Origin of the sequence: Bacteroides sp. (assembly GCF_052357945.1) — a bacterium.
Lineage (GTDB): Bacteria > Bacteroidota > Bacteroidia > Bacteroidales > Bacteroidaceae > Bacteroides.
The window spans coordinates 167,906-172,521 of record NZ_DAWCXD010000003.1; the positions used below are offsets into that span (position 1 = coordinate 167,906).

The 4,616-nt window shown below is 40.0% G+C and carries 2 protein-coding genes and 1 pseudogene; 2 read left to right on the forward strand and 1 reads right to left on the reverse strand.

Features of this window, described 5'->3' with window-relative positions; all coding sequences use genetic code 11:
- Window positions 1-87 precede the first annotated feature (87 nt).
- Entirely contained in the window at window positions 88-1,182 is a 1,095-nt protein-coding gene (gene trpS / locus ACT8YW_RS02040) for a tryptophan--tRNA ligase (RefSeq protein ID WP_444103802.1), read from the forward strand.
- A 90-nt stretch (window positions 1,183-1,272) separates the two neighbouring features.
- On the opposite strand, the gene ACT8YW_RS02045 is transcribed toward trpS, so the two are convergent.
- A complete protein-coding gene (locus tag ACT8YW_RS02045; RefSeq protein WP_444103803.1) occupies window positions 1,273-3,609 on the reverse strand; it encodes a DUF2339 domain-containing protein in 2,337 nt (778 codons plus the stop codon).
- 175 nt (window positions 3,610-3,784) lie between these two features.
- Between ACT8YW_RS02045 and ACT8YW_RS02050 the strand changes: the two are divergent.
- A pseudogene (locus ACT8YW_RS02050) lies at window positions 3,785-4,411 on the forward strand (hypothetical protein); the annotation flags it as partial.
- Between the last annotated feature and the right edge of the window lie 205 nt (window positions 4,412-4,616).

Sequence of the window (4,616 nt, forward strand, 5' to 3'; positions counted from 1 at the left end):
GCACAAATCATGAAGTAACTGCATTTTGATGTTTCTTTCAGTTTTTATCCTTATCTTTGTCACCATTATATAATAAGGTAATAAAATATGGGAAAAGAAAAAATCATATTGACGGGCGACCGTCCTACCGGAAGACTTCATATCGGTCACTATGTAGGTTCGTTGAAACGCAGAGTTGACCTGCAAAACGCAGGTGATTATAGTAAGATGTTTATCTTCATTGCCGATTCACAGGCATTGACAGACAATATAGACAATCCGGAAAAGGTGCGTCAGAATGTAATCGAAGTTGCTCTTGATTATCTGGCTTGTGGTATTGATCCGACTAAAGCTACGATTTTCATCCAGTCGCAAATACCGGAACTATGCGAACTTAGTTTCTATTATATGGACCTTGTCAGCGTATCCCGCCTGCAACGTAACCCGACTGTGAAATCGGAAATCCAGATGCGTAACTTTGAAGCAAGTATTCCCGTAGGTTTCTTTACTTATCCCATCAGCCAGGCAGCAGACATTACAGCATTCCGCGCAACGACTGTCCCTGTGGGTGAAGACCAGGAACCGATGCTCGAACAGGCTCGTGAAATCGTTCGCCGTTTCAACTATATATATGGTGAGACATTGGTAGAACCGGAAATCCTGTTGCCGGACAATGCAGCTTGTCTGCGTCTTCCGGGAACTGACGGTAAAGCTAAAATGAGTAAATCGCTCGGAAACTGCATCTACCTTTCGGAAGAACCGGAAGAAATCCAAAAGAAAATCATGAGTATGTATACCGACCCGGGACATCTCCGCGTACAAGATCCGGGAAAGATTGAAGGTAATACGGTATTTACTTACCTGGATGCTTTCTGCCTCCCTGAACATTTCGAACGTTACTTACCGGATTATCCAAATCTGGCAGAACTGAAAGCGCATTATCAACGCGGCGGATTGGGTGACGTGAAAGTAAAACGTTTCCTAAACTCTATTATGCAAGAAATTCTCGAACCGATTCGTAACCGTCGTAAAGAGTTCAGCAAAGACATTCCGGCTATATATGACATGCTTCAGAAAGGATGCGAAGTAGCCAGAGCTGCTGCTGCCGAAACGTTGGCTGATGTGAAGAAAGCAATGAAGATTAATTATTTCGATGACAAGGAGTTAATCGAGGAACAGGTAAAACGTTTCTCACAGGAATAAGGAAGTTTGCATAAAAACGTATCATATAAAGTAAAGGCTGCCTACTCTAAGAAAGAATGGCAGCCTTTATTATAATATATAATTTAAGATTTAGCTAACTTCATCATTCTTGAATAATACATCCTTTAATTTCTGATAAAGGAATGAAAGTATCAGTAATATCTGTCCGAGAATGATGAATACAATGATCTTACCGATAGTAGGCATTGCCCATAAATCATCAAATACAAGTTTAAGCAGAACGATTCCAAAAGTCGAAAGGCTTATCATGCGCATGACTTTCTGATGCAAACGCATCCCTAGTCCCATCTGAACAAATCCGGCAATACTTAATGAAAGCGAAAGTCCGGCACTGAAATCATCCACTCCTACCTGCCAGAGGAAAGAGCGTACCATTGTCACCCAAAGAAGAGTGACCAGAATATTGAGATAAATAGTGAAACGACTCTTGATGCCGATTAATAGATAGTATTGGCGTGCCACATAGCATATATTCGCCATTACAAATGCTGCCGTGAACCATCGTAGTACAACAGGCACAAAAGCCATGTTCTCCCATTGATCTCCCCATATATTTATGATATATACAAGCGTATTTATCCCAATAGCTAACATATAGAAAGTCAGACATTGGGTGATCGGGAATCGTTTTCTAAAAGCATAACAAACACTCGAAATGGCAATGGCAGTAAACAAGAACATTGCTCCGCTCCTCGTAGCTCCCTCAAAATGCAGGTGAAACTCCATCATAAATGTATAATAAAGTATGGCTACAGAGACAAAAAGCATGAAAGGATTCCAGAAACCATATTTCAGTTGACGGGCTGTAGAGAAGAATGGTCTATAATACCCCATCAACAGAGCAAATGCTCCCATAGCCAGCCCTACAAACAAAGAGGTGGCAAATGAACTGTTCAGGAAAATAGTGCTGACAGCATGATGCTCATGCATTACTACATTATATATATCCATCAGGTAAGAAATAAAGGTGAGTCCCACCAGTATCTTTGCCGCATATTCATATACCCGGATTCTCGACTTGATATAAAGCCATAATAATAACACCATTTCTGACGCCCAAACTAATGTTATATAGTTTCCATCCAACTGAATCGGAACGGTAATAGAGACAAATGTCAACACAAGCCCCAGAGTGGTATACACCAGGAATTTATAGTCTTTCCGGCTCTTCCATAACCAAAGCACCAGTCCTAAATTAACAAGAGCAATGAACAGGCTCAACAAACCGCTTGCTTTGAAAGACCATCCCATATTCCGCAAAAACAAAGCTCCCGAAAGCAGAAAAATAAAGTTATTCGTTATAATGACGAATACCAGCCCCCGACTCATTGTTCGCATATCTTCCCCACGAAGAATAGAGAACACCGGAAGTAGAAAGATAAAATAAAACAGAGTGGTAAACAAAAACAAGTGCCCCGAAATAACTGTAGAACTGGAGGTATAGCTAAATAAAAGAAAGATTCCCATTATCAGCCAGGTAAAGACAAATGAGATCATCGGAAGCTCACCCCACTTCTTATAAATGGAAAGTCCGAACATACCGAGATTCAGGATACTTACATAAGTGAACAGTACCAGATAACTTCCCTCTCCACTGCTTACGATGAAAGGTGCAAGAAATCCTCCGACAAGTGAAATGATGGCCAGTTCGCGCCGATTGTATACCACAGACAAAACAGACATAAATACAGTGACGCCTATCAAAATGATAAACGCCATAGTCTGCGAGAAGATATGATAATAATGGAATGCAATGGCAACCGTAAGATAGAATACAGCAAAAGCGCCACCCGCAAGCAACGAGCTAAATGTACGATACTTCTTTTGCAACCGTTCGGCAACGGCCAGTAATACAGCTCCCGTCAGGAAACCAAGTACGGTACGGAAAGTCTCATTGATCCAATTCTTATCAATAGCATACTTCACAAAGAAGCCTACACCGATAACGAATATAAGGATACCGATCTTTCCGAAGAGATTCTCACCGATGAACTTCTCATAGTTCACTTGCTTCTTTTGTTTCGGAACAGCCTCAACACAAACATCTTCCAGTTCTGTTTCAACCGTCTTTTCAGGTGTTTCTTCCAGTGTCTCACGGACTGTTTCAATAACCGATTCTTGTTTTTCCTGAACAACTGTCCCTCGTTGTGCAGCCTTGACTACCGTAACACGCTCTGTCATTTGAGACATCAAAGGAACATCTTCTGTTTCTTTTACTACTATTTCTTCTTTAGGTTTATGCTCTTCAGTAGCAGTCTTTTGCTGAAGCTTGAGATAATCGTCCATTCGTTTCTTTATCTCATTCAATTCCTTTTCTATTTTCCCGAAGCGATTATCCAACCTGCTCAATAGCACAAATAGCATAACTAAAACAAGTAGCGCATATACAGTATTAAAATCGTCCATAATATTCCAGATTTGAGTTCGATATCACAAATATAGATAATAATTAATAACCTCGATCAATTGTTATTAAGTAATTTGGATTATCTCAATAATGTGAGTTTTCATCTATCTACTAAATCAGGATGCAGGTACTTAACATCAGAAGAAAGGAATCCTATTTTATAAATAAGAATAGAACTTACAGCAGGCACAAGTAGTAAACAACACCGATTTCAAAGCTGAATTTGCAAATGCAGAACAGTACAAAAAACATTTCTTAAACTCCGATTTACCTTTCCTGAAAAAAGCAATGGGAGAAGAAAAGATTGATGCTTTCAACTATGCCAGTAATGAATATGGTGTAGCATCCGCTCTTAAAGATGGAATGAAAGACCAGCTGAAAGGAATGGCAACTCTAGGAACTGTACGTTTCAACACCGTGCAAACTCCCAAATACCTTGCACTAAGCGGGGATAATCTGCATCTATTCGACACAGACGCAGATGGAGAAATCGATCAGCATCTTGTTTTCAATCAAGCACGTCTTGAAAACTCCAAACTCACCGAAATTTCTTTGGAGGGAGAGATAAAAGCAGAGGCACAAGCTCGAGGAAATAATGTAAGAGCGTATAAGTTGTCACTGCAAACCGATAACAAGCCTATTGAACTTATCATCTATTCCTGCTTGATTTTTACAAAAATCCCGGAAATACCAACTAACCCGCAGGAGACAGTACAAGCTATCATCATTGCTAATGACTTCCTGAAACAATTAGGTGATAAGTATCCTAATCTAAAAGTCTCATTGCCGATATTCAATTAAAATATATGGGTGTTATTAAAAGAACTATGGGCTCTCTCTCGTAGTTCTTTTGTTTTTAATCCCCCTTCACCTTTATCCCAGACTCCCGTTGAATAAGGAGTTTACGGGTGAATGGCGACTCTTACACCAACTCTTTCACTGTAAGCGTCTCGTAAGCGTCTCCGCGATTCTATATAGTGTATTAAAATAAAAAGGCTAATGATCC